Origin of the sequence: Chryseobacterium sp. SG20098, from assembly GCF_031844745.1 — a bacterium.
In the GTDB taxonomy this organism is placed as follows: domain Bacteria; phylum Bacteroidota; class Bacteroidia; order Flavobacteriales; family Weeksellaceae; genus Chryseobacterium; species Chryseobacterium cucumeris.
In genome coordinates this window covers 2,829,646-2,856,291 of the sequence record NZ_CP134622.1, presented here as the reverse complement: position 1 = coordinate 2,856,291, position 26,646 = coordinate 2,829,646, and the positions used below count along the sequence as shown (strand labels likewise).

The 26,646-nt window shown below is 36.1% G+C and carries 26 protein-coding genes; 9 read left to right on the top strand and 17 right to left on the bottom strand.

Annotated features, from left to right (window positions below; genetic code table 11):
• Nucleotides 1-164 precede the first annotated feature (164 nt).
• Nucleotides 165-2,033 (top strand): GEVED domain-containing protein, encoded by a 1,869-nt coding sequence (locus tag RHP76_RS13105; RefSeq protein ID WP_288440883.1) that lies wholly within the window; start codon nt 165-167, stop codon nt 2,031-2,033.
• A gap of 52 nt (nt 2,034-2,085) precedes the next feature.
• On the opposite strand, the gene RHP76_RS13100 is transcribed toward RHP76_RS13105, so the two are convergent.
• The 5 genes from RHP76_RS13100 to ruvC all read right to left on the bottom strand — a co-directional run bounded on the left by RHP76_RS13100 (nt 2,086) and on the right by ruvC (nt 5,616).
• Entirely contained in the window at nt 2,086-2,283 is a 198-nt protein-coding gene (locus RHP76_RS13100; RefSeq protein WP_062675694.1) for a KTSC domain-containing protein, read from the bottom strand.
• A gap of 95 nt (nt 2,284-2,378) precedes the next feature.
• On the bottom strand, nt 2,379-3,062 hold the full coding sequence (locus RHP76_RS13095) for a T9SS type A sorting domain-containing protein (RefSeq protein ID WP_120232678.1): 684 nt from the start codon (nt 3,060-3,062) through the stop codon (nt 2,379-2,381).
• 5 nt (nt 3,063-3,067) lie between these two features.
• Nucleotides 3,068-3,661, bottom strand: coding sequence for a phage tail protein (locus tag RHP76_RS13090; RefSeq protein WP_062675696.1), 594 nt, complete (start codon nt 3,659-3,661; stop codon nt 3,068-3,070).
• A gap of 174 nt (nt 3,662-3,835) precedes the next feature.
• A complete protein-coding gene (locus tag RHP76_RS13085; protein WP_062675697.1) occupies nt 3,836-4,906 on the bottom strand; it encodes a DUF4407 domain-containing protein in 1,071 nt (356 codons plus the stop codon).
• 155 nt (nt 4,907-5,061) lie between these two features.
• On the bottom strand, nt 5,062-5,616 hold the full coding sequence (gene ruvC / locus RHP76_RS13080) for a crossover junction endodeoxyribonuclease RuvC (RefSeq protein WP_034692903.1): 555 nt from the start codon (nt 5,614-5,616) through the stop codon (nt 5,062-5,064).
• 100 nt (nt 5,617-5,716) lie between these two features.
• Between ruvC and RHP76_RS13075 the strand changes: the two genes are divergently transcribed.
• Nucleotides 5,717-6,202, top strand: a complete 486-nt coding sequence (locus RHP76_RS13075; protein WP_147367601.1) for a hypothetical protein — start codon at nt 5,717-5,719, stop codon at nt 6,200-6,202.
• Between the two features lie 2 nt (nt 6,203-6,204).
• Nucleotides 6,205-7,563: a T9SS type A sorting domain-containing protein gene (locus RHP76_RS13070; protein ID WP_311228370.1), complete on the top strand. Its 1,359-nt coding sequence runs from the start codon at nt 6,205-6,207 to the stop codon at nt 7,561-7,563.
• Between the two features lie 30 nt (nt 7,564-7,593).
• Here RHP76_RS13070 and RHP76_RS13065 read toward each other — a convergent pair whose 3' ends face one another.
• Nucleotides 7,594-8,118 carry a 2'-5' RNA ligase family protein gene (locus RHP76_RS13065; RefSeq protein ID WP_123279027.1) on the bottom strand — a complete coding sequence of 175 codons (525 nt, stop codon included), beginning with the start codon at nt 8,116-8,118 and terminating at the stop codon, nt 7,594-7,596.
• Between the two features lie 81 nt (nt 8,119-8,199).
• On the opposite strand from RHP76_RS13065, the gene RHP76_RS13060 reads away from it, so the two are divergent.
• A complete protein-coding gene (locus tag RHP76_RS13060; RefSeq protein ID WP_123279028.1) occupies nt 8,200-8,523 on the top strand; it encodes a PadR family transcriptional regulator in 324 nt (107 codons plus the stop codon).
• Entirely contained in the window at nt 8,520-9,239 is a 720-nt protein-coding gene (locus tag RHP76_RS13055) for a hypothetical protein (protein ID WP_311228369.1), read from the top strand. The genes RHP76_RS13060 and RHP76_RS13055 overlap by 4 nt, the downstream gene beginning before the upstream one ends.
• A 17-nt stretch (nt 9,240-9,256) precedes the next feature.
• Here the strand turns inward: RHP76_RS13055 and RHP76_RS13050 are convergent, their stop codons facing one another.
• From RHP76_RS13050 to RHP76_RS13040, 3 genes are all read right to left on the bottom strand, one after another.
• Complete coding sequence (locus RHP76_RS13050) at nt 9,257-10,369, bottom strand: serine hydrolase domain-containing protein (protein ID WP_311228368.1); 1,113 nt, start codon at nt 10,367-10,369, stop codon at nt 9,257-9,259.
• Nucleotides 10,370-10,580: 211 nt separating this feature from the next.
• Nucleotides 10,581-11,291 carry a Dph6-related ATP pyrophosphatase gene (locus RHP76_RS13045; RefSeq protein WP_311228367.1) on the bottom strand — a complete coding sequence of 237 codons (711 nt, stop codon included), beginning with the start codon at nt 11,289-11,291 and terminating at the stop codon, nt 10,581-10,583.
• A gap of 70 nt (nt 11,292-11,361) precedes the next feature.
• Nucleotides 11,362-14,709 (bottom strand): methylmalonyl-CoA mutase family protein, encoded by a 3,348-nt coding sequence (locus RHP76_RS13040; RefSeq protein ID WP_311228366.1) that lies wholly within the window; start codon nt 14,707-14,709, stop codon nt 11,362-11,364.
• A 135-nt stretch (nt 14,710-14,844) separates the two neighbouring features.
• Here RHP76_RS13040 and RHP76_RS13035 point away from each other — a divergent pair, with 135 nt between their 5' ends.
• Complete coding sequence (locus RHP76_RS13035; RefSeq protein ID WP_311228365.1) at nt 14,845-15,297, top strand: hypothetical protein; 453 nt, start codon at nt 14,845-14,847, stop codon at nt 15,295-15,297.
• A 38-nt stretch (nt 15,298-15,335) separates the two neighbouring features.
• On the opposite strand, the gene RHP76_RS13030 is transcribed toward RHP76_RS13035, so the two are convergent.
• Complete coding sequence (locus tag RHP76_RS13030) at nt 15,336-16,433, bottom strand: DUF3667 domain-containing protein (protein WP_277693493.1); 1,098 nt, start codon at nt 16,431-16,433, stop codon at nt 15,336-15,338.
• A gap of 349 nt (nt 16,434-16,782) precedes the next feature.
• On the opposite strand from RHP76_RS13030, the gene rplM reads away from it, so the two are divergent.
• The 3 genes from rplM (at nt 16,783) to rpsB (ending at nt 18,600) form a co-directional block, all read left to right on the top strand.
• Nucleotides 16,783-17,238, top strand: a complete 456-nt coding sequence (rplM, locus tag RHP76_RS13025; protein ID WP_002976217.1) for a 50S ribosomal protein L13 — start codon at nt 16,783-16,785, stop codon at nt 17,236-17,238.
• A gap of 6 nt (nt 17,239-17,244) precedes the next feature.
• Complete coding sequence (rpsI, locus tag RHP76_RS13020) at nt 17,245-17,631, top strand: 30S ribosomal protein S9 (protein ID WP_002976218.1); 387 nt, start codon at nt 17,245-17,247, stop codon at nt 17,629-17,631.
• Between the two features lie 207 nt (nt 17,632-17,838).
• On the top strand, nt 17,839-18,600 hold the full coding sequence (gene rpsB, locus RHP76_RS13015; RefSeq protein ID WP_062675707.1) for a 30S ribosomal protein S2: 762 nt from the start codon (nt 17,839-17,841) through the stop codon (nt 18,598-18,600).
• 73 nt (nt 18,601-18,673) lie between these two features.
• On the opposite strand, the gene RHP76_RS23450 is transcribed toward rpsB, so the two are convergent.
• From RHP76_RS23450 to RHP76_RS12985, 7 genes are all read right to left on the bottom strand, one after another.
• Nucleotides 18,674-18,859, bottom strand: coding sequence for a bacteriocin-like protein (locus tag RHP76_RS23450; protein WP_131797547.1), 186 nt, complete (start codon nt 18,857-18,859; stop codon nt 18,674-18,676).
• A 387-nt stretch (nt 18,860-19,246) separates the two neighbouring features.
• Nucleotides 19,247-19,687 carry a DUF6759 domain-containing protein gene (locus tag RHP76_RS13010; protein WP_288440901.1) on the bottom strand — a complete coding sequence of 147 codons (441 nt, stop codon included), beginning with the start codon at nt 19,685-19,687 and terminating at the stop codon, nt 19,247-19,249.
• Between the two features lie 6 nt (nt 19,688-19,693).
• Nucleotides 19,694-20,383, bottom strand: a complete 690-nt coding sequence (locus RHP76_RS13005; protein WP_288440902.1) for a DUF6759 domain-containing protein — start codon at nt 20,381-20,383, stop codon at nt 19,694-19,696.
• 17 nt (nt 20,384-20,400) lie between these two features.
• A complete protein-coding gene (trmB, locus tag RHP76_RS13000) occupies nt 20,401-21,078 on the bottom strand; it encodes a tRNA (guanosine(46)-N7)-methyltransferase TrmB (RefSeq protein ID WP_034692928.1) in 678 nt (225 codons plus the stop codon).
• A gap of 96 nt (nt 21,079-21,174) precedes the next feature.
• Complete coding sequence (locus RHP76_RS12995; protein ID WP_311228364.1) at nt 21,175-21,939, bottom strand: DUF6759 domain-containing protein; 765 nt, start codon at nt 21,937-21,939, stop codon at nt 21,175-21,177.
• A 295-nt stretch (nt 21,940-22,234) separates the two neighbouring features.
• Nucleotides 22,235-23,029, bottom strand: coding sequence for a hypothetical protein (locus tag RHP76_RS12990; RefSeq protein WP_288440904.1), 795 nt, complete (start codon nt 23,027-23,029; stop codon nt 22,235-22,237).
• A 203-nt stretch (nt 23,030-23,232) separates the two neighbouring features.
• On the bottom strand, nt 23,233-26,631 hold the full coding sequence (locus RHP76_RS12985; protein ID WP_311228363.1) for an FIDD domain-containing protein: 3,399 nt from the start codon (nt 26,629-26,631) through the stop codon (nt 23,233-23,235).
• Nucleotides 26,632-26,646: the final 15 nt, after the last annotated feature.

The window sequence follows — 26,646 nt, the reverse complement described above, 5'->3', positions numbered from 1 at the left end:
TTTTGTGTTAATTTTATTTTTTAATTTAAATGTAACAATAGTTAAGTTTTTTCTACTAACTATAATAAAATTTTAAATTTATTGCTTGTTTTGGTTGTGAATATCACGATTCAGGATGTGTAGGCAGTAAATTTGCAAATTGTTTAATTTTTTAAATTAGTGAAATGAAGAAAACTATCCTTTGTGGGGCTTTGTTACTATCCCTTTCAGTATCTGCACAACAAAAAAAAGATTGGTGTGACTTTGATAATGAACAGAGAGTACATCAAAAACAGAATGCGGAAATTGATGAGATGATTCGTAATATCCGTAACAAAATTATTAGCGGTAATCAGAATACTACAGCTAAAAACGGAAGTGCATACAAAATTGTAAATGGAGTTTACGAAATTCCTGTAGTAGTACACGTAATAGCACCTACTGGTGCTGCTATTGGTTCAGCTTATAATAAAAGTGATGCACAAATTCAGGCTTGGTTAGATCATTGTAATCAAATGTATGCAGGTACTTATCAATGGGCGCAGGGAGTTCCTGCAGATTTTGGTAATGCTGCTACGATGCCGATTAAATTGGTGTTGGCTAAAAGAGACCCTAGCTGTAATGCTACTACGGGGATTATTCGATATAATGGAGGAGTCCTTACTGGATATGATACTTATGGAGTAAAGCGTAACGGAGCCAATGGAGTTACAACAGCACAGGTAAAAACAATTGCTCCTCATTGGCCGGAAGCATCTTACTTCAATATTTATATTATGAATAAAGTAGATGGCGGTGGTACTTATGGTATTATGGGATGGGCAGGATTACCTCAAAATCCTGATTCTTCTTATGAATCCTTTATGAAATCTTTTGTAGTTACACTACAGGATGATATTACTCTGGCACACGAATTTGGACATAGTATGGGATTACTTCATACTTTTGGAAATGTAAACCCGGATGCACCACAAGGAGATACAACTACTAATTTCTGTCCACCAACTACTGGTAACTGTGAGAATGATGATGATCAGGTTTGTGATACAGAAAGATCAAGAAGCTTGCTGAATGATTTTCCGGCACCTACCAATAATGATATGAATTATTGTTCAGGGGTGAACTATCAGGGAGTACAGTATAATATGATGAACTATACAAACCCAACAGCATTTAAGTTTACCAATGGGCAACATGACAGAGCAGCTCTTTATTTCTTCCTGATGAAAGGAGGGCTAAGTACTTCATTAGGAGCAACAGCTCCTTCTGCAGGATCGGCTATTGGAACTCCTATTGCAGCTTCGTGTAATCCAACAGGTATTACAACACCAAGTAATTATTTTGTAGGACCAACTTTAGTAAAACTGGGAAATATCAATAATGCATCAACAGGATATTGGCAGAGTGCTGCTAATTTCTATGAAGATTATACAGGAGCAAGCTGTTTAAGAGCAACATCCACCGAGCTTTCTGCAACGGGAACTCATAATCTTCAGGTGAATGTGTCAGATTCAAATAATGATATAAGAGTATGGATTGATTATAATAATAATGGAACGTTTGAAGCTTCTGAACTTGTAGGTTCGGCTGATAATATTATTGCAGATCCTGTTACTTTAATTGGTACTTACAGTACTACGATTACAGCTCCGGCTTCAGTAGTATTGAATACTCCTCTAAGAATGAGAGTCCTTGTAGATGATGAGAATGCTAACATGACTCCTTGTGGACAATTAAAATACGGACAGGTTGAAGATTATACAGTAAAATTTGTTACCAACCTAGGAACAAGTGAAGTAAAAGCTGATAATGGTGATTTAACAGTTTATCCTAACCCGGTAGCAACCGGAGATAAGATCTTCATTAAAGCTAAAAATGGTAAAAATCTGAAAGTTTCTATTTCTGATATGTCAGGAAGACTGGTATCAAGCCCATCTGTATCTGAAGAAGGAAATGGTATTTTCAAAGTAGACCAGCAATTAGAAAAAGGAGTTTACATGATTCAGGTTTCTAATGGAAAAGACAGTAAGTCTTCAAAGTTGATTATCAAATAAAACGATTATCATTTAATATATATAAATGTCTCCATTGTAATGGGGACATTTTTTATTCAATTTTTATATACTTAAATTTGGGCTTAATAACTTTGTTAAGAAATTGTCCCTTAGATTTTGCCTTTGCAAACTTTTCTATAATAGTAGAAGGTACTTTAAAATAGTCATAAACAGCCCCCGACTGATATATAATTCTCAATATTTCAGTTTCTTGGAAATAAATGAAATGATTTACAACACTTGAAGGCATACTGTATTTTATGCAAAAAACATTCCTTATCTTAAAATAAAAGCTTACGGAGATCCCGAAAGCTTTAATAATTGATTATTTAAAAAAACAGTACCTTATTTTTTTACAAATTTAAATTGATGCGTCTGAAAATTTCGGGTATTTATTTTCAGTACATATCCTCCGGGAGCGAGTTGTGAAACATCAATCTTAGAATCAAACATTTCAGACTTTACTAGACGTCCGTCAATAGTGTAAATCTGGATTGACGTTCCGTCGTCGATACCTCTAATACTGATGAGATCAGTCACAGGATTAGGGAAGATCTGAATTTTATTTTTAGTAAGCTCCGAAGTTCCTAATGTTGTGGTTTGCACATCACCGGTCATGGTAGAATTTCCTGCAGTAAGATTTCCATTGCAAAGCCCGGTTGTAAATGCCGTATTTTCAACCCAGGTTCCAATGTTGTTACCAGGAGGAAAAGAGACTGAATTATTTCCCGTTGAATTGTAATAAACAAGTTTAGGATTTGTAAATGTACCATATCCCTCATCAGCAAGAAATTCCCATCTTGTAAGAGTGTTGTTCCATTGTATTTTAAATTCGCAGGTTCCCAGGCCGCTGCATGGCTCTCCGTCAACAGGAGTCGTTACATAGATGCTTTTGTTATTGGTGTCAACCCCGGTTTTATTAAAAATAAAAGTTTGATCATCAAACAGATTAATGCATCCTTTAAAAGTTATAGTCTGCGCAAAAGCTGTGCTTCCTGCTATCAGGCATAATAAGTAAAGAATTTTCATAGTTATTAATTTTGTGATGGGAAAACTCCGGCTAATGCAATAATACATTTCAAGGTAATAAATGGAGGTCTGTTTTCATGAGGTTGGCTTCCTCCTGTATTTCCTACCATTGTGTTTTTCATTACAGTGTTAGCAGCTGTATCGGAATATTCTTTATCGAGCCCTTTTGTGTCAGCAGGTAAATTATTTGTTGGAGTACTTTGGTTTCCTTCTGCCGTTACGGCATTTACAGTATGATTGTGAGCTGGCATTTGTGTTATCAATAGTGTTACACTTTCAGCTCCTCCGGTTTCTCCCATAGTGTATGTGGTAGGACTTCCCGGAGCTTGTCCGTTATGAACAAGTACCCTTCCTCTCATATCTGGTAAGGCAAATGTGGTTGTCCCATTTCCTCCATAAGTGGTTCCTAACAATGAAAAAAGTGCTTGATTTTGAGCGATGGGCAGAAGCTGCCCATTACATTCTGCCCAGTATTTTGGAGCAAAATTATAAGGTACAAAGGCTATTTGCCCTAAAAATGGTTCTGATGCCTGTGCTTTTAGAGCAGGAGCAAATGCACTGCCTATCAGCAGTGTACATGCAAAAATTAAGTTTTTCATGATAGCAAGAATTTTAAGTAATATAAAATTAAAAAATATTTTACATAAAACACTTAATTAAAAGAAAAACCTTTCGTTGTATAACAAAAGGTTAGATTTTATTTATTGAAAAATATTTTATTATAGATTTTTTCTCTAATGTTTAAGATTGGATGATGTGAATAAGTTATCATTTTAATTTTTCAGATTATCCTTAAAATCATCAATTCTGAAATCAGTCAGAGCATTTCCTTTTTCAATTTTCTCTTTAGAATACAACCTGAAATCATTTTCTGTTTTTTCTAAAAGATAATCATAGGGCCCTACGTGAGAGATTAATTTTACCAGAACCGGAGAAATCTCAAGACAGATAAACAATCCCATGATAAAAGCGGCTGCAAGTCCAATGATCGCAGAATTTTTACCAAGCTCATCCAATGCCTGAAGTCTTGCTGCAAAACCATTGAATTTATCTTCAAAAGTTTCTGTAGATTTTCTTTCTGTTTCCAGATTAGTGTATACCTTGGAAATTTCTTTATCCAGATATTCCAGTCTGGGAGCAGCCTGTTTCTGATAGTTTTCAAGGTCCAATCGGCGTTGCTCCTTTAATTGTTGCTTACGTTTGGCATTGGGGCCATAACCTTCTTTTCCACTGGTTAATCCCGATTGTTTACCCAGGATTTCCTTCTCAAGCTCTACAGAAGCAGAGTCATACGACTGCTGATACTGAGCAATTTTTCCTGAAATTTGTTGCTTTTCTGTTTCAAAAGGACCGCTTTGTTGAAGAATCCTACCATTCATTTCACCCTGTAACTGCTTTTTATTTCTTTGAATAATGGTATTCAACTGTTTGTTCACCTCCTTTTCAAAAATTTTAAGTTCTAAAGGTTTAGAAATGATAATTCCCAGAAAGGTTGCAAGAATTAGGCGTGGGATAGACATCAGAATCTGATTCCACCATGTTCCTGTTTTTTTGATGGAAGAAACAATATAACGGTCAAGATTGAAAATCATTAGTCCCCACAGAATTCCAAATCCTATAGAAGCCCAAAGATTATCAAAAACCGTATACATAGCATAGCCTGCAGATAAAGTGGCGAATACTGCAGTGAAAAGGACAATACCTCCGATGCCGGAAAACTTATTCCATTCACTCGGAGTCTTTCTTAAAATATGGATGTTCCCGCCTGAACATACCATCAGAAACTTTTGGAACCAGTTTATTTTATGAGTCCCTTGATTTATAGTTTGTTGGTTTGTTTTCATAACTGAAAATTTATACAAAGGTAGTACTAAAAATCATACCAATGTAAAAGATAGTATTATGTTTTACCAAGTAATTATGTATGTTTGTATAAAATTCTGTTTTTGAGGATGTTAATTTTTTTAATTTTGAAAATTTGCAAAATGAAGATGAAAAACTATTTCAATCTATCAGGATTCTGCTTTAAGAAACTCTCCCATCCGGAATATGATTTGGTATCTGCTATCGTTCCGGAATTAAAATGATGACATACTGCTACAGCAAGACCATCAGAAGCATCTAAATATTTTGTAGGAAATTCTTTTAATTTAAGAAGGTTTTGAAGCATACCTGCTACCTGTTCCTTACTGGCGTTACCATTTCCGGTGATAGCCATTTTGATTTTTTTTGGAGAATATTCCGTAATAGGGATGTTTCTGTAAAGACTGGCAGCCATGGCAACACCCTGAGCACGTCCAAGCTTCAGCATACTCTGTACATTTTTTCCATAGAAGGGAGCTTCAAGAGCGACTTCATCAGGATGAAACTCGTCAATAAGAGACAGGGTTCTTTCAAAAATGTACTTAAGCTTGGTTTCGTGATTGGGATATTTTTTTAAGATCAGTTCATGAATAGAGACCATCTCCATTTTTCCTTTTTTTACGGAGATAATACCAAATCCCATTACCGTTGTTCCCGGGTCAATTCCTAAAATTATTTTCTCTGAAATCATTGCGTCAAAGATATGACTTTCTATGTTTTAAGTGTAAAAAAGTATTGATAATGATTTCCATTTTTATTTGAAACTTTAGTAACTTTAAACAAAAATGATTATGAAAAATGTATTTAATGTACTTATTGTTCCTGCTTTTTTGTTATGCAGCTTTCAGAAGGAAAGTAGTTTAATTCAAAGTAAGGATTCAGAAATCGTTACAACAAAGAGCGACCGGATTATTTATCTGTTTTTCAAGGCGGATAAAGATTACTCAGGAAATGCAAAAATTACACTTCAAAGTACTAAAATTGCAGACGGCAGACTAAAACATGTACCCTCTTTTGATAGAGATGATGTTCGTAAGGGTGATCTTGTAATCACATTAATAGGGTCTGATGGAAAAGAAGTAGTTAAACAGCTTGTGAAAGATCCTTTTAATCCTGAACTGGAGGTATATGAAAAAGAAGGAATTTCCAGACATAAAGCTTCCCTTCAAAATACGGAATTCAGTGCCCGGTTTTCTTATTCTGAAAACGTAAAGTCAGTAAAGATTGAAAAAGCAACTGATGACGGAATACAAGTATTATTCACACAAAAACTATAATTATGAAAAAAACTTTATTATCCCTTTTAATCGGAAGCAGTTTTTTTGCACAGTCATTCGAGACTGTTCCTCTTTTACAGAATGGAGACAACAGTAAACGAGTTGTGATTGCCGTGTTAGGAGACGGATTTACCTCTGCACAGCAAGCTGCCTTTACAACATCTGCTCAGAATACAGTCAATTATCTTTTTACAAAAAGTCCGTATACGGAATATAAAAATTACTTTAATGCCTATGCCGTAAAAGTAATCTCTACCGAATCCGGAGTAAAGCATCCCGGAACGGCGACAGACGTTACCGAGCCCGTAATTCCTGTAACCAATCCCAATAACTATCTTGGGTCTACTTTCGATGTAGGAGTTCACCGTTGCATCTACAGTAATACAACCAATAAAGTAGGACAGGTTCTGGCAGCCAACATTCCTGATTATGATATTACTTATGTTTTGGGTAACTCTACAGAATATGGAGGTTGTGGAGGAACTTATGCTTTTGCTTCACTCAATGGTTCTTCCAATGAAATTGTGGTACATGAGCTGGGGCATTCTTTTGGTAAATTAGCCGATGAATATTGGTTTTCAGGTTCACTGGAATCTCCCAATAAAACTCAGAATTCTAACCCGGCAACGATAAAATGGAAAAACTGGGTAGGATTGAATGGAGTAGGAGTTTATGCCCATGCTGAGAGTCCCACCTGGTTCAGACCGCATCAGAGTTGCGAAATGAGATATCTTAATCAACAGTTCTGCTCCGTATGTAAAGAGGCAATTATTGAAAAAATTCATAGTCTGGTTTCTCCTGTAGATTCCTATACCCCGGCAAATAATACCACTGTGGATGCTACATCCAATGTTACTTTCACTGTCAATGAAATCCTACCCATCCCGAATACGCTGGTTAATTCCTGGAGTTTAAACGGAACGGCTCTTGGGGAAACAGGAAGTAGCATTACGATAACTCCGGGACAACTTAACAATGGAAGTAATACCCTGACTCTTTCGGTAGTAGATAACAATCCGCTTTTGAAAGTTGACAATCACAGTACACTTCATGTAACCAATGTTTCCTGGACTTTGAGCAAGACTACGCTTAAAATTTCAGAGATAAAAGCAGAAGAAAGGCGTTTTAGTATTTATCCTAACCCAACAGATGGAGAATTTTTCATTAAAGGCAAGCAGGTCTTTTCAAAAGAATTGAAAGTAGAAGTTTATGATGCTTCAGGAAAGCTCATTCCATCAAGATTTGAACTGAATGATTCTGCTATAAAGGTTGATATTAAAAACTATCCCGCAGGTACTTATCTGTTGAATGTAAAAGAAAATAAAAACCTGATTATTTCTCAGAAGATCATCAAAGAATAAATGAAACGAAACCGGCTCCAGTAGCCGGTTTTATTTTTCCAGTTTTTTCTCTGCTACAGGTACCCATTGTCCATCGTGGCGAAGTAGGAGAATTTTATCAACTATAAATTTAGTTTTATACTCCTTGGTTTCATATTTTCCCCATGCTCTAAGATAATTTTCCCAAGTCAGATCTCTGAATCCCACAGTCATATGCGGGTGAAAAGAATATTGAGCAAAATTAAAATGCTCCTTTACCCTGTGGTAAAGCTCTGTTAATTGAATATTTTCTTTTGGCTGAATATAGAGTACAGGATTTTTAGGGTTGGGAAAGCTTCCAAAGCCATCCAGTTCTACTTCAAAAGGTGTAATTTCTGTATTGATTTTCTGAAAAGCAATGTGAATATCTTCTTCCAGTTCAATTTCTCTCGAAAAGGGAGGAAAGAGTGTAATATGTGCTTCGTTTTTCAAAGCCTTGGAATTGGCATAATTTGTTGCCAGATCCTGTTTAAAAACTTTTATTTCTTCAATAATTTCCTGAGGAGGGTAAATGGCTATGAAGTACATTTTTTTCATAGGACAAATTAAAAGTTTTTAAATTAAATTTTAATACATAAGAAAATTATGCATAAGTTTGCAAGGTATTTAAACCATTCTATGAAAAAAAATAGTCTCTATAAGGGTACTTTACAGAATATTATTTTAAAGCTCCTTTCGAAAGAAGTGAAGATGTATGGTTATCAGATTACTCAAAGAGCTAAAGAACTTACTTTGGGTGAACTTGAAATGACAGAAGGTGCGCTCTATCCATTGCTGCATAAATTAGAAAGCGATGGAATGATTACTTCCGAAATTCAAAAGATTAATGGGAGAGACCGGAAATATTACCTGTTGACTGAAAAAGGAAAAAAACAACAGGCAGAACAGGAAACTGAGATGAAAAGTTATTTACTCAACCTACAGACAATATTTAACATATGATGACTGAAGCACAGGAAAATAAAATTACAGATTATCTGGTGGCTCAAGAGTTGTCTCTGGATATTCTGGTAGAAATCAGAGATCATATGATCAGTCAGATTTTGGATATTCAAAGCAATGAGAATATCAATTTTGAGGAAGCTTTCTTGAAGGTAAAAGAATCATGGAGCAATGAGTTTAAAATGGTTAATTATTTTTTATTTTATCCTACAAAAATTCCTTTGATTGCCAAAAGAATTATCCGGGAGAAATACAAAGGGATTTTCAAAAAATCTTTGATGGTAGCTGCTCTGGCATTTGCTGTTAATCTGTTACTAATTTTTATGGCAGGAAATCAGGAAGAATATAAACTGTTTTTCCGACTTCTTAATGGTTCATTTGTAGTGACAACAATATTGATATGGATTTTTAATCACAAAATCTGGAAGTATATAAAAGCAGACTTTAAGTACAAAGGAAAATGTCTCTATACCATGTACCAGCAGAATCTTGGATTAATGGTTGTGTGTGCCAGCTCCATGACGCAGGTGGCCATAAGGAACGGACAACATGCCTACCAGTTTTTCAGAGAACAGAATTATTCAGATGTTGCCGGGGTTCTGGTAACCTTAATTCTTCCTTTTGTATTACAGGCAGCTCTTACTTTTGCGGTATTCAATTTTCTTGAGCATAAAAAGAATTTAGTCAAGATGCAGGAATTCCTGAAGCTCGTGTAAACAAATGGGTGCTAAAACTAATGTTTTGATCGAAGTTGGTTCAGTGTATTCTCAAGATGATCAGTGATCTTTTTCACTTCAATATGAGGTCTGAAGATCACTCCTTTTCCTCTTTCTTCATAGGCAATATTAGAGAGAATAATCACAGACGTTTTGGTATCCGGATAATAGATGTTTAAGGAAGGAGAACCTTTTATATAGCCGCTGTGGAAATAAGAATTGGGTTGACCGATATTAAGCATAATTCCATAGGCGTAACCCATTTTTCCAAAAATAGCATGATGTCTTTCTGAACTTTTTGCCATAAAGAGTTTAAGGGTTTCCGGTTTTAAAATTTTTCCACCATAGAGAGCTTTATTCCATGAATGAAGATCCTGAATCGTAGATAGTATTCCTCCAGCGGGTATCCCGATTTCTGATCCGCCCAATCTTTTCGGCATATTGGGAACTTCTGAGAATTTGGCAGGTGTCCCTACATACGCACTGGCAAAATTACTTCCTTTGAAAGTATTTCCTGTTGAAGAATGGGACATTCCTGCTTTTTTGAATAGTTCCGATACATTCTCATCATATGATTTTCCAGAAACTTTTTCCACAATCTTTCCAAGAGTATTGAATCCATCATTGGAATAAAAGAAATCTGATCCACTTTTGAACATCAGTTTTCCACCCATCAGATTCAAACCGGAAGTATGATTTAATAGCTGATGAATTGTGATGTTTTCATATTCTTTGATTTGAAATTCTTTCAGGTATTTTGACGCTTTATCTGTCACATTCAGTTTTCCCTGTTCCATCTGGAGCAGAATCAGAACAGCAGTGAACTGTTTGCTCACAGATCCGATTGCAAAAATAGTATTGCTGTCAATTTTACTTTTACTTTTAAAATCTGAATAACCGTTTTCCCTTCTGTAAAGAGGTATAGAATCTTTAAAAACAGCTATGCTTCCATTGAAATGATATTTCTTGAAAGTGGAATCAATCTGTTGCTCTAAAAGGGTTTTCTGAAAAGCAGCAATGGTTGAATCAATGATTGCTTTTTTATCAACCGGGGCAATTTTTGGAACCTCAGTTGTGGTACAGGAAGATAAAAAACAGAAAAAAGACAGGAATAATAAATTTTTGATCACAGGTGTTGTATTTTTTAAATGATGATTGATATTCTTAAAGATACTAAAATATCCTGAAGAGCATTAAGGGAAGCAAATTGCGTGCTAGGATGAGGTTCCGGAGCAATTTAGTGCTAATTGAATTAATATTTGTGGACAATTTTAGTCTTAATAAAATTCTCCTGCGATAAAAATGGTACATTTAAAAGCATGGGGAAGAAAATTCACAGGTCTATTTTAATACAAGGTCGCTAAACCAGAAAACATACTCTCCATCTTCTTCGTCAGGAGATGTTTTGGGTCTGGGATACGTTTTCTTTACTGTTTCTCCAATTTTAAACTGAATCGGATTTTTGAAAATGGGACCATCAAAAGTAAAAGTATGAAACTCTCCGTTTTCTCCGCATGGATCAACATTTTCAGGAAGGTCATCAATGAATTGCTGATCAATAATTCGTCCGGCAAAACTTTGATCAAGGTAAGATCCGTTAACGCAGGTTACGATAGTTCTAAAACCAAGATCTAAGAACTCATGGATGAGGTTGGAGGTATTTTGTTTCCAAAGAGGAAATACTGCATTCATGCCAATAGTGTTTAATTGGTCTTCTCTGTATTTTCTCAGATCTTCCAGAAAGATATCGCCAAAAATTGAATAAGTAATGCCCTGTGCCTTAATTTCAGTCATTGTTGTATTCATGATCTGTTGATATTCTTCCATGGATGGTTCTTTAGGGAGTTCCATTTTGGTTAATGGGATTCCGAGGCTTTCCGCTTGCTTTTCTAAAAGCGATACATGAACTCCATGCATAGAGATCCTTTGAAATTCCTGATTGATGCTGGTAAGCAGTGTAGTGATCTCGTACTGATCTTCCTGTAGTATTTTATAAAGAGCAAGGGTAGAATCTTTTCCACTGCTCCAGTTGAATAAAGCTTTTGGTTTCATTGTAAAATAAAAATCTCCCAAAAATAGGGAGATTTCATGTATTATAAATTAAAATGATAGTATCTGTATATTACATATTTCTTCTGTACTTACCGCCTACTTCAAATAAAGCATTGGTAATCTGTCCTAAAGAACAGTATTTCACAGCATCCATCATCACTTCAAACAAGTTTTGCTGGTTGATGGCTGCATGTTGAAGTTTTCTTAAAGCTTCGTCGGACTTACTTTCATTTGCTTGCTGGAAGTTGTGAAGAGATTCAATCTGTGCCTGTTTCTCTTCTTCTGTAGAACGGATAACTTCTCCTGGTAAAACAGTTGGCGAACCATCTTTTCCTAAGAAAGTATTTACTCCGATAATAGGATATTCACCGGTGTGCTTCAGCCATTCGTAATGCATTGATTCTTCCTGGATTTTTGAACGCTGATACATAGTTTCCATAGCTCCAAGAACGCCACCTCTTTCTGTGATTCTGTCAAATTCAGTATATACAGCTTCTTCTACAAGATCCGTTAATTCTTCAATGATGAATGATCCCTGAAGCGGATTTTCGTTTTTAGCCAATCCTAATTCTTTGTTGATGATTAACTGAATCGCCATTGCTCTTCTTACCGATTGCTCAGTAGGCGTTGTAATTGCTTCGTCATAAGCATTGGTGTGAAGAGAGTTACAGTTATCATAGATTGCATAAAGTGCCTGAAGAGTCGTTCTGATATCGTTGAAATCAATTTCCTGAGCATGCAGAGAACGTCCTGAAGTCTGAATGTGGTACTTCAACATCTGACTTCTTTCGTCTGCTCCGTATTTTAATTTCATGGCTTTTGCCCAGATTCTTCTTGCCACACGTCCGATTACTGAATACTCAGGGTCTATACCATTGGAGAAGAAGAAAGATAAGTTCGGTGCAAAATCATTGATATCCATTCCACGGCTTAAGTAATATTCCACATAAGTAAATCCGTTAGCCAGTGTGAATGCCAATTGGGAAACCGGATTCGCTCCTGCTTCAGCAATATGGTATCCTGAAATGGAAACAGAGTAGAAGTTTCGTACTTTTTCTCTGATGAAATATTCCTGAACGTCACCCATTAATCTCAATGCAAATTCTGTAGAGAAGATACACGTATTCTGGGCCTGGTCTTCTTTTAAGATGTCAGCCTGAACAGTACCACGAACTGTAGCAATTGTTTTAGCTTTAATTTCTGCATACACATCAGCAGGGATTACTTCATCACCTGTTAATCCTAAAAGTTGTAGTCCTAAACCGTTGTTGGATGGAGGAAGTTCACCGTTGTATTTTGGTCTTTCTAATCCTTTATCATCAAATTTTTCTTTAAGCTTAGCTTCTACTTTAGACTCTAAACCATTTTCTTTGATGTATTTTTCAACATTCTGATCGATGGCAGCATTCATAAAGAAAGCCAGTAGCATCGGTGCAGGACCGTTGATTGTCATTGAAACCGAAGTTAATGCATTTACCAGATCAAATCCGGAGTATAATTTCTTCGCATCATCCAGTGTCGCAATAGAAACTCCCGCGTTCCCGATTTTACCATAAATATCTGGTGGTAAAGCAGGATCCTGGCCATATAAGGTTACAGAGTCAAATGCTGTAGATAAACGTTTTGCAGGCATCTCTGCAGAAACATAATGGAACCTTCTGTTGGTTCTTTCAGGACCTCCTTCTCCTGCAAACATCCTTGTAGGATCTTCACCGGTTCTTTTGAACGGATAAATACCTGCGGTATAAGGGAAGCTTCCCGGAAGATTTTCCTGGCCTTTCCATTTGATTAGATCACCCCAGTCATTGTATTTTGGTAATGCAATTTTTGGAATTCTCAAATGAGATAAAGACTCTGTAGAAGTTTCAACTTTAATTTCTTTTCCTCTTACGAAATAAGAATAAAACTCTGCATGGAATGCTTTTTTCGTATCGTCCCATGTCTTTAGGAAGTCGATATTATCCTGTTGAAGCTCTTTCTCTGCTTTTTGGTATTCAGCGTCCAAAACTTCATTGGAGATGATATTTTTTACACCTTCAATATGATACATTGTTCTGGCCAGCTCAGCCTGCTTTTCAATATTGACATCATATTGTTTGTTGTTTTCAACGATTTCAGAAAGGTAGCGAACTCTTTTCGGAGGAATAATCGTTACTTCTTCAGTAACTTCCTGTTCTACAAAAGTTTTTAGATTTAAATCAGCGAATTTATCGTTTACTTTTGAAACTAATCTATTGTATAATTCTGTAGTTCCATGATCATTAAACTGAGAGGCTTTCGTAGCATACACTGGCATATCATCTAATGGGCTTTCCCATAGAAGATGGTTTCTCTGGAACTGTTTTCTTACCGCCTGAAGTGCATCTAATGCACCACGCTTGTCAGATTTATTCAATGCTACCAGATCCGCATAGTCTAACATGTCGATTTTTTCCAACTGTGTAGAAGCTCCATATTCAGGAGTCATTACATACATGGAAATATCTGCAAAATCAGAAACTTCTGAACCAGACTGCCCGATCCCTGAAGTTTCGAGAATGATGACGTCCGGATGAGCCAGTTTCAATACGTTCAGTGCAGAGTGAATAAATGGAGAAACGGAAACGTTATTTTCTCTGGTTGCCATCGAACGCATATAAACTCTTGGATCATTGATCGCGTTCATACGGATTCTGTCTCCCAATAAAGCACCTCCGGTTTTCTTTTTCGAAGGGTCGATGGAAATAATAGCGATTTTTTTATCTGTATTGGAACGTAAGAAGCGTCTTACCAATTCGTCTGTTAAAGAAGATTTACCAGCTCCTCCGGTACCGGTGATACCAATAATTGGAATAGTAAGATCTTGAGATTTCTCGTCGATTGCTTTTACAAGCTCAGGCTTTTCTTCTGAGAAGTTTTCAACAGCTGAGATAATTTGTGCAATACTTGACGGATTTTCAAAACTGATATCGTCAAGATCTTTTGCAGTGACATCTTTTCCAGTTGCAAAATCTGATCTGTATACCAGGTCATCAATCATTCCCTGAAGACCAAGTTCACGGCCGTCATCCGGAGAATAAATTCTGTCGATTCCGTAAGACATCAGATCTTTGATTTCTTCAGGCAGAATTACACCGCCGCCGCCGCCAAAGATCTTGATCTGAGGTGAATTTTTTTCTCTCAACAGGTCATAGATATATTTGAAATATTCATTGTGACCTCCCTGATATGAAGTTAATGCAATAGCATTGGCATCTTCCTGAATCGCTGTATTTACAACTTCTTCTGCCGATTTATCGTGTCCTAAATGGATCACTTCGCATCCTGTTCCCTGAATGACACGACGCATAATATTGATCGCAGCATCATGCCCATCAAATAATGAGGCAGCAGTTACGATTCTTACCTTGTTGGTTGGAGTATATTTTTGGGTTTCCATAAAAATTCTAGAAAGTTTCTAAGTTTCCAAATATAATAATAAAAAAAGAACATAGTGTTTGAATTTATGTTTTTGATTTTCAGATTATTATTTTGTGTTATTTAATTATATCTCCCCAATTTTGTATTTAAATGTTTGAAAGTTGAATGGTTCGGTAACTACAGAATTAAAATGAGTTATGACGATTTCATTGTCAAAGGGGCTTCTTCAGATTCTCAAATTAATTTCTCTATTTTTGCACTATATTTTACAGATATGCAAAAAGCGTTGATATATTTCGCATTGGGAACTGCAGTAAGCTTCCTGATTAATTATTTCTTTTTAAGTTCAGAGAATATCGGTTTAGAGTTCTACTACGCTATTGCTTTTGGTGCAGCGTGGGGGATTGCTTATTATTTAGATACTCCGGATATTACATTGGTAAAGAAACTGGGACTGTCTTTTGTAGTAATGGCTATTCTGGTTTTTGCAGGAACTCTGATTTTTAAACTTGAGCTTGCTATTCCTTCTATTCTGAAGTTTTCCATGGTATTTGTTGCCTATTATGTTATAGCGAGCTTTAGGGCGACTAAGTCGTTAAGAAAATAAATAAAAGGAGGCTTTCACATTGAAAAGCCTCTTTTTTATTAGTGTATCATCATGAAACTTATCAGGGCAAGGCCTAGGAGTAAAAACATGAATGCGATAAAATTAATGGAGAACAGTATTATTCCGACAATAATGCTTACCAAACCATGGGCACGATAAACGCGTCTGTGGGCAATAAAGAAATAGGCCATAGTATATAATAACAGGAATGATATTGTTAAATATAAAATAGTATTAATAGGCCAGAAGTCTGTGAGGCCTGTCAATTTAGAGAGTAAGAATATAAGTAAGACGGTTAGTAATAAAAACGAGAAATAATGCAGCGTAAAGATTCCGTGATCAAAATACCACCACTTTTTCTTACTATGGAAAACCCATAAAAAGAATGCGAAAAGAGGAAGGTAAATGAAAAGGGCTTTAGGAAGATTATGGAAAGACTTTTCTATCATACCGGCAATAATCTCCTTTTTCTTAACGCCTTTTTCTTTAAGTTCAAAGAATTTGTGAACGATGGGAGCTTCAATAAAACTGAGAGATGACGGGTTTTTGGCTTTAGCAGAATCGTAAGCTTTTCTGGTTTTATATTCTCCAAAGCTAACGTCCGGATCTATTTTTTTGTCCATGTTCATCATATCTTCTAATTCAGAAGAATCAGGAACAGCTTTTAGCTCTTCAATGGTAAGAGAGTCCTTTGCAGTCAGATGTTTTTTTGCTTTGATACTGTCTATCAGCTTTTGTTTCCCGACAGGGCTCATGATTTTTAAAAGGTTTGTCTTACTCTGCTCTTGTGTGTTTCCTTCTTTAGGGGAACCTATATTAACCATAGGAAAAAGGGCAAATACGAAGAATGTAATAAAACTGACAAAAATATAAAGCTTTACAGGAGGTACGAACTTCTGTCTCTTTCCTTCGAGATATGTGTTTGTCAGTTTGCCTGGTTTAAATAACAAATTTTTTACTGTTCCCCAGAACTGTCCGTCATAATGAGTAAAATCTTCAATGAAATGGGTGAAAAGAAAATAGAAAGGCTGTCGTCTTTCAATATTTTCCTGTCCGCAGTGGGGGCAAAACCTTTCTTCAACCTGATGTCCGCAGTTTAGACAGGTTTTATCTTCTCGTACTTTTCCGTGGCTCATGATTATGGAATATGATTGCCACAAATATAATTATTTCAATGAAATTATGATTATATTAATATGTTTTACGGGAATAGTTAGAGTAAGATTAATGAAAGAAAGAGTTGAGGGAATAAACTCTTTGCTGTTTCATTGGTGTTTTTAGAATCTACGAAGTGTTTTTTTTCATCGGCTCATGAGTTCGCAAGATCTGTGCCAAAATTATAAATAGTGTTAAAATCTATTGATAGAGGGGTGTAGAGTAAAGATTATATAGATTAAATAAAATATGTTTTTGGGTTACGAAAATAATTTGTACCTTTGCACACCCTTTTAGGGGTAAATTATGTTTAATCTTTAACTAAAACGTGTGAATACATTAAGTTACAAAACTGTTTCAGCGAACAAAGCTACTGCTAATAAAGAATGGGTTGTGGTAGACGCTGAAGGACAGCCGTTAGGTAGATTAGCTTCTACGGTTGCAAAGATTTTGAGAGGTAAGCACAAAACGAACTACACACCTCACGTAGATTGTGGTGATAACGTAATCGTTTTGAATGCTGGGAAAATTACACTTTCCGGAAACAAGTGGGCTGATAAGACTTATATCTGGCATACAGGATACCCTGGTGGACAGAAGTCTATGACTGCGGCTGAACTTCAAAAGAAAGATTCTTTAAAGGTATTAGAGAAGTCTGTAAAAGGTATGTTGCCTAAAAACAGATTAGGAGCTGCTATCCTTAAGAACCTTTATTTATATGAAGGAACTGAGCACAAACATGAAGCTCAACAGCCAAAAACAATTAATGTTAACGAATTTAAATAATTAATTATGTCTATAGTTCACAAAATCGGAAGAAGAAAAACTTCTGTAGCTAGAGTTTATGTAAAACCAGGTTCTGGTGTTATTACAGTAAACGGTAAAGATGCTAAAGAATATTTCTCTACAGACGTGATGGTTTACAAATTAAACCAACCGTTTATCCTTTCTGAGACTGTTGGTCAGTATGACGTTACCGTAAACGTATTCGGTGGTGGTAATACAGGTCAGGCAGAAGCTATCAGATTAGGTATTTCTAGAGCTTTATGCGAAATCAACGCTGAGTTCAGATTAGCATTGAAGCCAGCTGGTTTACTTACAAGAGACGCAAGAATGGTGGAAAGAAAGAAGCCAGGTCAGAAAAAAGCAAGAAAGAGATTCCAATTCTCAAAACGTTAAGATTTCTCGTTGGCAGATGGCTTATGGCTATTGGCTACAGGAATGTATTAAATTTTTTTTAAACTTAATCTCGGCGAAAAGCCCATTGCCAAAAGCAAAAAGCAGACCGCCAATTGCCCGTTACGTTTAGCATCCAAACGCTTCTCCCATCTAAAGAAGTTGTTGATTGTTTAAAAGACGGAAAGTAAACTAACAAAAACAGAAAACATGGCAAAAGCAAATGTAAAAGACCTTTTAGAGGCTGGCGTACACTTCGGTCACATGACTAGAAAGTGGAATCCAAATATGGCTCCATACATTTTTATGGAGAAAAACGGTATTCACATTGTAGACTTACATAAAACAGCAGTTAAATTGGATGAAGCGTGCAGCGCTTTAGAAAAATTAACTTCTGCAGGTAAAAAAGTTCTTTTCGTAGCTACTAAGAAGCAAGCGAAAGAAGTGGTTGCAAAACACGCTTCTGAACTTAATATGCCTTATATTACAGAAAGATGGCCAGGTGGTATGTTAACGAACTTCGTTACTATCAGAAAGGCTGTAAAGAAGATGAATGCTATCGACAAAATGAAAAAAGACGGTACATTCGAAACTTTATCTAAAAAAGAAAGATTACAAGTTGACAGACAAAGAGCTAACCTTGAGAAGAACTTAGGTTCTATCGCTGACATGGTGAGACTTCCGTCTGCTGTATTTGTAGTTGATATCTTAAGAGAACACATCGCGGTAACTGAAGCTAAGAAACTAGGTATTCCAGTTTTCGGTATCGTTGATACAAACTCTGACCCTAGAAAAGTTGACTTCGTTATCCCAGGAAACGATGATGCTTCTAAGTCTATTGATATGATCCTTAGCGTAGTTTCTGAATCTATCAAAGAAGGTCAGTCTCAAAGAAAAGCTGATAAAGAAAAATCTAAAGAAGAAGGAGAAAAGGTATCTGCTGATACAGATGCTGATTTCGATGCAGAATAATTAAAGATTTTCTTTAATATAGGAAAAACGCTGGATTTCGGTCCAGCGTTTTTTATTGTTTATACCACAGAATTTATTTCTTAGGACATACCATCAACTCTGGTAGGTCAGGGTCGGTACTAGGGATAATTACTCCAATTCTGCATACTCCATTGCAACACATTTCGCCCAGTTCCATACTACAGCCATCCATACAGCTTCTGTATCCTCCTTTGATTGTTCTTAGCTCAGTTCTTGAGACTTTTTTTAAATTTTTCATGGTTTTAGTTTTAATTTTTTTCCTACTCTATATGCTTTTCGGATACCGCAATTATATTTCTAAATATAAGGAAATATTTTTTATATGTTTGATCTTCAAAATACTATTTTGATTTGATGCCAATTTTTACTTCTAATAAAGGGATTTAGCTCAGCACTATTTAAAGAACAATGAAATATGAGGACTGGTTTATGGATATTTGTTGATGCTGAGCGCTCTATTAAGCGTTTTCAGACGGTATAAAGTCTTTTATGTACTTTTTCCTATAGCGAGTTACTTTGAGAACTTTAAAAGCAATCTGATCTTACGGTAAAAAGCTATTAACTATAATAAAAGATGAGAGTCTTCATTAAAAACAAAAACCTGCAGAATTCTGCAGGCTATATTTTAGTTTGAAAGTTTTATAGAATAAGATGTTGTAACAAATTTTGTGGATTGGTATGTTGAGTTACAAACAATCCCGGATAATCTGTAGTTCTGATTTTTCGGAACCATGGTATATCCTATTTTACCTGCACCAATGGGAATCTTCTTGAAGAAATTGCCACCACTCACTGTAAGGACCATATTACAAGGAGATTTATTTTCCACGGAAATAGAGGTCTTTGGATTTTTAGGATCATCACTGTTGAGAAGGTCATTAAGTACATCAGCAGTTTCCGGCTTATAAGTCTTCATAAGATCGTTATACTCTCTTTCTATATTGGCTCTGTTCCCGGAATTGTTAGAAGGATAAGGGTAGGAGGTTCTTCCCGGATAGCCTCCATAATTAACATTACAGCTGGCAAGAATCAATAAAATTCCGGTAGGAACTAATAGTTTTTTCATCCTATTCTATTTTTTTGACTTTTGTTTTTTCTCTGACTTTTCCGTTATGGGCTCCTTTTGGGCAGACTTCAGTCCAGTGTTGGCAGGTTTTGGATTGTCTACCGTTACAAATATACTTTTTTTTATCTCTTTCTGAGAGGAATATTTCATATCACAGATATTGCTGCTCAATGTATATGAATCTTTTTTAAGTACAATGAAATTTTCTGCATGAGCAGGAACAGCAAGATTGTAAAATTCTTTTCCTTCTATCCGCAATACAATATTACAGTCAGAATTATTTTTGAATAAGAGAATCGCTTCATTACGGTTAATGTCCTCATTAAACATTGCATTCAGTACTTTTACAGTTTTTGCCTTGTGTTCAGCAGATGTCTCAGTAATAAGTTTTTTAAACTCTTCGGCATCGTCCGAATTAGGATTTCTCATTGCACTTTTAGGTATGTCTGCAATAACAGGTCTTGCTTCCATAGGTTTGGCCGTTAGCGCTCCCTTTGTCCATTCTGTGTTTTTTAAAGCAATAAGTTTTGGCTTCAGCACAGTCTTTTTAGGATCGTCAGGGTGTGCGTTCCTCAGGTATTCTTCGATTTCTTTGATATTTGTGCTTTTTAAGATGTCTTTACTGCTTTTCTGAGCTTGTGTAAAGTGGGGAATAAGAAATGTGAAGAATAAAATCGTTAAAAATTTTTTTTTCATCAAGTTTGTTTATTTCATCAGCTTATCCGGAATTTGATGTAAGTAATAGTTTTTCCTTTCGCTGAGAATAGCTCTTCGTAATACGTTTTGATATCTCTCAGGTGTTCCGTATTAGGATCATATTCTGGTGCGCCATAGATATCATGGTGGGCAGAAATGATTTCATAGCCTGCTCCTTGTAAATATCCTAGCGTATAGCCGTGCAGGAATTCTGAATCGGTTTTCAGGTGAATGATGCCTCCTGGCTTCAGGAATTTTTTATATCGGTTTAAAAAATCCGGATGGGTTAATCTGTGTTTTGTTCTTTTGTATTTAATCTGTGGATCAGGAAATGTAATCCAGATTTCGTCTACTTCATTTTCAGCAAAGAAATAATCTACAAGTTCGATCTGAGTTCGCAAAAACGCTACATTAGTCATGTTGTTGTCCACAGCTTCTTTAGCGCCAAACCAAAATCTGGCTCCTTTAATATCAACTCCGATGAAGTTTTTTTCAGGAAATGTTTTTGCAAGCCCTACAGAATATTCTCCTTTTCCACAGCCCAGTTCCAATACGATAGGATTATCATTTTTAAAAAAATTGTCTCTCCATTTTCCTTTAAGATCGAAACCATTTAAAGCATCTTCTCTTGTTGGCTGGATTACATTCGGTAATATTTTGTTTTCTGCAAATCTTGCTAATTTATTCTTGCCCATTGAGTTATAAAATGAGTGCAAAAATAGTGAAAATTTATGGAGTCTCTATGTCTTTTGGTAGTAAAAGACATAGATATCATTCGTATTTAGTTTGTATTATTGGCCTCCCAAGGCCACCATAATTGGTCTTTCAATCGTTTTTTGTGAAGCATATTGAGCCCCGCAAACCAGGCTGGTAAAAAGATATTGTCCTTTATCTATCACAATGGAACCTTCACCCTGGGCAGGAACTGCTAGTCTATATTTGGTCGTTCCTACGCCTTCCATTCTTACAATGATGTTGCAATCTGATTTATTTCGAATCAAAACAATACATTCTTTAGCATTAGGATTATTATCAAATAGGGAATTTAAGATTTTTACTGTTCTGTTTTTGTGTTCTACAGGAGATACAGCCATCAACATATTAAATTCTTCTGCTTCAGTATTTGGAATGGTGGCATTAGCATTAGCGTTTACAACGTATGTATTTTGAGCAGTACTAGGTGTATAGACTGTCGTAGATTGTTTTGCAGCCAGCTCAGCTTTGTATTTTGCAATTTGTTTTTGTTTGATGATGGCATTCATTTCATCAAAAGTAATTTTGGTAGAAGGTCTTCTCTTCAACATAGCAAGCATTTCCTGCATGTCTTTTACTTTTTGATCAGCAGGGTGTGCATTTTTGATGTACTCTTTCATCATTTCCATTACCCTGGGTTTCAAAACAGATCTTCGGGGATCATCAGGATGAGCATCCCTTAAAAAGGCATTGATCTCATAGATATTCTTACTTTTTAAAATATTACTATAATCTTTCCCTTTCTTTTGGGCAGAAGCCATAAAAAAGAACATACAGCCAAGAAGTAAAAGTACTTTTTTCATTAATTAATATTAAGTTAGAAATTAGGTGCTTCACTCTTAATTTGCGTTTTGGTTGCTTAGTTTTTTATTTGATAACGAAATATCTGGTGTTTTTATTTTAAACACTTGTTTGTGAGATAAAATTAAACATATTTTTGAATATTGAGGAATAATATGTTGCAAAATTTGAATAATTCATATTGTGAATACTTTTGTAGTAAAGCATAGCTGGTGTTCTCAGCCATTCCGCAAAAAAATAACCCATGTAATGTACATGAGTTATAAAATATTTTGAATTGTTTTTTTGCCGAAATTTCTAGTTGCCGCCTACAACTTCCTGAAGATGTGAGCTTCTGAGCCTTTTCTGATAAATAGGAAGATATTTTTCAATAGGAATTTTTACTGCTTCAAAGTTGCCTGCTAATACGTAGGCCTGGATATTTTCGGAGGAATAAACAAACTGAAGGAAGTTATCAATTAAGTTTTCCGGTATTTTAAACTTTATAAAATAATCTTTCCCCAGATAATTTTTGATCTGTGCTACGGAGCTGTTCATCCTTTCATAGGCCTGGTAACGCTGTTTTTTCTTTCTTTCTCCGGAAAGGATATCATAAATACTTTCCAGGCTGAAGGTAAGTCCTCCATCTCTAAGTCCTGCAACAGGAAGTTCCGGAGGTGTTCCGTCTCCTTTGGGTTCAGGAAGACCAATTACTTTTTTAAGGGCATATGCTTTGTCTTCTTTTCTTAAAGAGTTCACGTCATATCGGAGGTTACCGGTAGGCTTGAACCTGCTGAGAACAATCTCCTGAATTTCGTAATAGGCGATTTTAAGCTCAACCAGATTTTTTTGTTCCATAGACTGAGGAGTCAGTTTGATGTCTTTTCTTTCGGTAACAATAGAGGTAAACCGGATGACATCCCCGATATTGGCAGGGATATTAAAGTTTCCATTGTAGTCCGTAAGAACGGTTTTCTGTGTATTCAGATTGGTGACATACACCTGATTGAGATATAAAATAGAGTTGTCTCTCAGAAATACCTCCCCGGAATATATTTGTGCATTAATTTTTGCCAGAAAAACCAATAGCAGTAGAGTAAACAGTTTCTTCATATAATGCGCAAAATTACATAGAAATAAAGCAATTCTGTGTAGTTAGATGAAGATTAGTGGTTAAAGTTATATTAAACTTTGGGATTAAATTGTTAAGGAGTGTTAGAAACTTGCCATTCATGTAAAAAATGAAACATTTACATAAAAAACCGGAAGAAATAAGTGCTGAATTTTCAGATGTTTTTTCTTCCGGTTTTCTGTTGTTACCTATGTTTTACAAGCAGCCAGCTCGTGTATTTTACCATAAGGTTGGAGCCATATTCCGTCCAGGTGATAAAATACCAGTAATTTGCTGTAGGAACATATCTGCCTCCGATTCTTCCATCCCAGGTGTATCTGTTTTCAGGAGTGCCCCTGAAGACTTCTGCACCATACCTGTCAAAGATCCGGAATACAAGATTATCATTCTTCATTAAGGCAGAATAGTCGATGACTTCATTATGCCCATCTCCATTCGGAGTAATGGTATTGATCAGATTAATAATGGCAAATGGTTTTTTAACATCCTCACACATTTTAGAGTCTCTTACAAATATGTTGTGAGCTCCTCTGGGTACATTGTAGAAAACATTGGAACTCTGCCATACCACACCATCTAAGGAATATTCATATGGAGGTGTACCACCGCTCGCCCCAACTTTTACAGTTGTTCCATCAATTTCAATAGAGGTTATGATAGGAAGCGGCAATTCTGTAACATTTACATATTGCTTGTAAACACAGCCATTGAAGGTAAGTTCTACCCAATAACTTCCGGGAGCAACATTCGTAATGGAAGGAGTAGTCGCTCCGGTGCTCCATAAGTATTTTTCAAAGCCAGGTCCTGCATTAAGTGTAGTAGTAGTTTTTGGGCAAATTGCCTTGTCTTTTAAAATATCTGATTTCTTAGGAACTTTAATGTTAATCTTCAGAGTACCTACTTCAGGACAAACTCCATTTTTTTCAAAACGGATATAGTAGGTCTGTGAATTAGTGATATTAACAGGAGATAAAACTGCATTCACATTGTTCTGAGCATCTGTTAGAGTTGTATGAAAAGTAAAAGTAACATTCGGATCTAATGTAAACTGAGGAATAAACTGAGCTAAGTTGACACTTTTTATTCCGTCCAGATCATCATCACAGGTACTTTCGGTAACGGTTTTTGTAATCAATATTATTTTTGCTCCGATACTAAATTGTAAAGGTTTGATCACAGAAGCACATCCATCAGGAGAATCTACCCTGATGTAAATGGTTGTAGTTGCTGTATAACTCCAGGTATTAGGGAGCGTATTGTTATTCCCTGCATTGGCATCTGCCAGATTTGCATAATATCTTACATTCGTAAAATAATTTGGATTATTAAGAACAATAGGGGTGATATTGGAAAGCACAACATTAACTGTTCCATCCAGATTATCATCACAGAAGACTCCATTGTAGTTATCCTGTACAATAGCTTTATTAAAAAGTGATAATGTTATTTGTGCAATGTTTTTACATCCAATATGGTCATTAACAAGTGCATATACTATTGTTCCGTTAGTTGCAGTATAGGCCGTTGTGTTAGTTATTAGTGCTGCGGCATTTTCATTCTGAGCATCCGCAAGGGTAGGGTAATAAGTAATAGTAACAGGTGAGTTACTGGTAACATTTGCTGTCGTCAGGTTGAAGGTTCCCTGACCATTGATATCACAGGCAAATAATGTCGCATTCATTACTGTTAGAGGCTGAATATTCAGGGTAACGGTTACTGTTTCACAATCTGGAAAGTCTGGGTCATCTCCACAGAATGTATAGGAGAACGTATCAGTTCCTGATGTTCCGGGAGTATTTACAGTATAAGTAATAGCGCCTGTAGTAGGGTTTATAACAGCTGTACCCAATGAAGGTGTTGATGTAATAGCTACTGTGCTTGGAACGGGAGTTTGTGATGAGCCACTGAATGCAGGGATTATCGTTTTAGCATTACATACGTTGTATGATGTATTAGTCAGCTTTGTACAATTGAGAACTTTAAATTGTTCAGTAACTAAAGGTGCACAGCTTCCCATTGTTACAGAACATGTATAATATCCAGGTAATGTAGGTGAGATTGATGAAGTGATAGCTCCCGGAACAATAACCCCGTTTCTGTACCATTGGTAAGTATCATAGATTAAAGGATCCACAGTAAGAACCATACCTGGAATACAACCACCTCCGGATTGTAAAATAACCGGCTGTGTAGGAAAACCGGCAAAAAAACCTCCGTATCCTACTGCATCACTGCCGGCAGTGATGCCAGCCATAATTGCTTTATCTGAAATTACAGTAATCGTACCTGTTACATTGGGAATGCCATAGGTTACCCAATTAGTTGTACCTGTCATATTGTAAGGACCGGTTATTGCAGAAGGATTCGTGCCGTTCACGGTAACGCTGGCTCCTCTTTCTGTAATAATATTCAGCTTTGTGGTGATGTTCAGAATACCTCCAGGGTGACCGTTTGAATGAACAAAGTTTTCATTAATAAGACCCAGCTCGTTAATCTGCTTGGGAAGATAACAGTTTAATGCAGGAATAAAATTGAATCCTCCGGTAAATACTTCACTTCCTGCATTTGAATCTCCAGCTAAAATCTGGTATACATAAGCATTTTTAGATGTTTTGAGATATAAATTATAATGACCGTTTCCCTGAAGAATATATTTGGAATCTGGAATAATGAAATATTTTCCTGCATTGATAGTTGCTACAGGAGGGATTTCATTATTGACAAAAACCTGAGTATTGTCTTCCGTAGCAATTACAATGGCTCCTTCTGTACGAGTACCAATCGGTCCGCTACCCTTTACAATAGCAAATTCATTTCCAAGTCTGTTAACAGGTACTGACTGGTCCATTAAAATATCTGAACTAGCGGGATAATTTCCGGCGTATTGACCGTTAAAATTTCCGTTAGTTACATTAACAGGTTTGTTTGAAGTAATCTTTGCGCCAATGAAGCCATTAAAGTTTCCCGTTATATTTCCGATTCCATCAATAATGTAGGACTGGCCTTTATTTAAAGTAAAGGTTAATGTTGGGTTGGTTGTGCCAGTCAATCCATTTGAAAACTGAACAGTAGGGCTGTAGCCGGAAACGGTAACAGTTGTGTTATCTTCGGTTGCCAACACGCTCGTCATGAAATTCAGAATGGAGTTACTCACAGTAATAGGAGCTGTAGCTGCATAAAACTTTAGCCCTGTGGAGGAAGTCCCTTTGGAAGTAATGATTTCTGCATGGTTGAATACTGAGAACCTTAAATTAGCATAAAAAGGAAATTCAGCTTTAAGATATAATCCCTTAGTGGTTGGTGTAAATAAATCTGCCTGTAGTTTGGTAATGATATAATCTCTTAATACATCGAATTTTTGCGGATTATTTTTACTGATATTTACCGTTCCAATCAGAACGTTATTATTGTAAATGCTTACAGGAAAAGGAGTTGTTCTGTTGGTTGATAAATACAGTTTTTGATAGGGATTGGGAGCGCCTGTTCTATCTATCATCGGAGCAAACCAATGCTCCCGGTCCAACTGGGCAAAAGCAGAGGTGAAAATGCAAAACATAAATAGAAAAGATAAAATTTTTTTCATTCAGCGGTGGTCTTT

Bases quoted from the DNA above. Each gene is read 5' to 3' on its own strand.
- RHP76_RS13105 (WP_288440883.1), top strand. From the start codon at position 165: ATGAAGAAAACTATCCTTTGTGGGGCTTTGTTACTATCCCTTTCAGTA.
- RHP76_RS13100 (WP_062675694.1), bottom strand. From the start codon at position 2,283: ATGCCTTCAAGTGTTGTAAATCATTTCATTTATTTCCAAGAAACTGAA.
- RHP76_RS13095 (WP_120232678.1), bottom strand. From the start codon at position 3,062: ATGAAAATTCTTTACTTATTATGCCTGATAGCAGGAAGCACAGCTTTT.
- RHP76_RS13090 (WP_062675696.1), bottom strand. From the start codon at position 3,661: ATGAAAAACTTAATTTTTGCATGTACACTGCTGATAGGCAGTGCATTT.
- RHP76_RS13085 (WP_062675697.1), bottom strand. From the start codon at position 4,906: ATGAAAACAAACCAACAAACTATAAATCAAGGGACTCATAAAATAAAC.
- ruvC (WP_034692903.1), bottom strand. From the start codon at position 5,616: ATGATTTCAGAGAAAATAATTTTAGGAATTGACCCGGGAACAACGGTA.
- RHP76_RS13075 (WP_147367601.1), top strand. From the start codon at position 5,717: ATGAAAAATGTATTTAATGTACTTATTGTTCCTGCTTTTTTGTTATGC.
- RHP76_RS13070 (WP_311228370.1), top strand. From the start codon at position 6,205: ATGAAAAAAACTTTATTATCCCTTTTAATCGGAAGCAGTTTTTTTGCA.
- RHP76_RS13065 (WP_123279027.1), bottom strand. From the start codon at position 8,118: ATGAAAAAAATGTACTTCATAGCCATTTACCCTCCTCAGGAAATTATT.
- RHP76_RS13060 (WP_123279028.1), top strand. From the start codon at position 8,200: ATGAAAAAAAATAGTCTCTATAAGGGTACTTTACAGAATATTATTTTA.
- RHP76_RS13055 (WP_311228369.1), top strand. From the start codon at position 8,520: ATGATGACTGAAGCACAGGAAAATAAAATTACAGATTATCTGGTGGCT.
- RHP76_RS13045 (WP_311228367.1), bottom strand. From the start codon at position 11,291: ATGAAACCAAAAGCTTTATTCAACTGGAGCAGTGGAAAAGATTCTACC.
- RHP76_RS13040 (WP_311228366.1), bottom strand. From the start codon at position 14,709: ATGGAAACCCAAAAATATACTCCAACCAACAAGGTAAGAATCGTAACT.
- RHP76_RS13030 (WP_277693493.1), bottom strand. From the start codon at position 16,433: ATGAGCCACGGAAAAGTACGAGAAGATAAAACCTGTCTAAACTGCGGA.
- rpsI (WP_002976218.1), top strand. From the start codon at position 17,245: ATGTCTATAGTTCACAAAATCGGAAGAAGAAAAACTTCTGTAGCTAGA.
- rpsB (WP_062675707.1), top strand. From the start codon at position 17,839: ATGGCAAAAGCAAATGTAAAAGACCTTTTAGAGGCTGGCGTACACTTC.
- RHP76_RS23450 (WP_131797547.1), bottom strand. From the start codon at position 18,859: ATGAAAAATTTAAAAAAAGTCTCAAGAACTGAGCTAAGAACAATCAAA.
- RHP76_RS13010 (WP_288440901.1), bottom strand. From the start codon at position 19,687: ATGAAAAAACTATTAGTTCCTACCGGAATTTTATTGATTCTTGCCAGC.
- RHP76_RS13005 (WP_288440902.1), bottom strand. From the start codon at position 20,383: ATGAAAAAAAAATTTTTAACGATTTTATTCTTCACATTTCTTATTCCC.
- trmB (WP_034692928.1), bottom strand. From the start codon at position 21,078: ATGGGCAAGAATAAATTAGCAAGATTTGCAGAAAACAAAATATTACCG.
- RHP76_RS12995 (WP_311228364.1), bottom strand. From the start codon at position 21,939: ATGAAAAAAGTACTTTTACTTCTTGGCTGTATGTTCTTTTTTATGGCT.
- RHP76_RS12990 (WP_288440904.1), bottom strand. From the start codon at position 23,029: ATGAAGAAACTGTTTACTCTACTGCTATTGGTTTTTCTGGCAAAAATT.
- RHP76_RS12985 (WP_311228363.1), bottom strand. From the start codon at position 26,631: ATGAAAAAAATTTTATCTTTTCTATTTATGTTTTGCATTTTCACCTCT.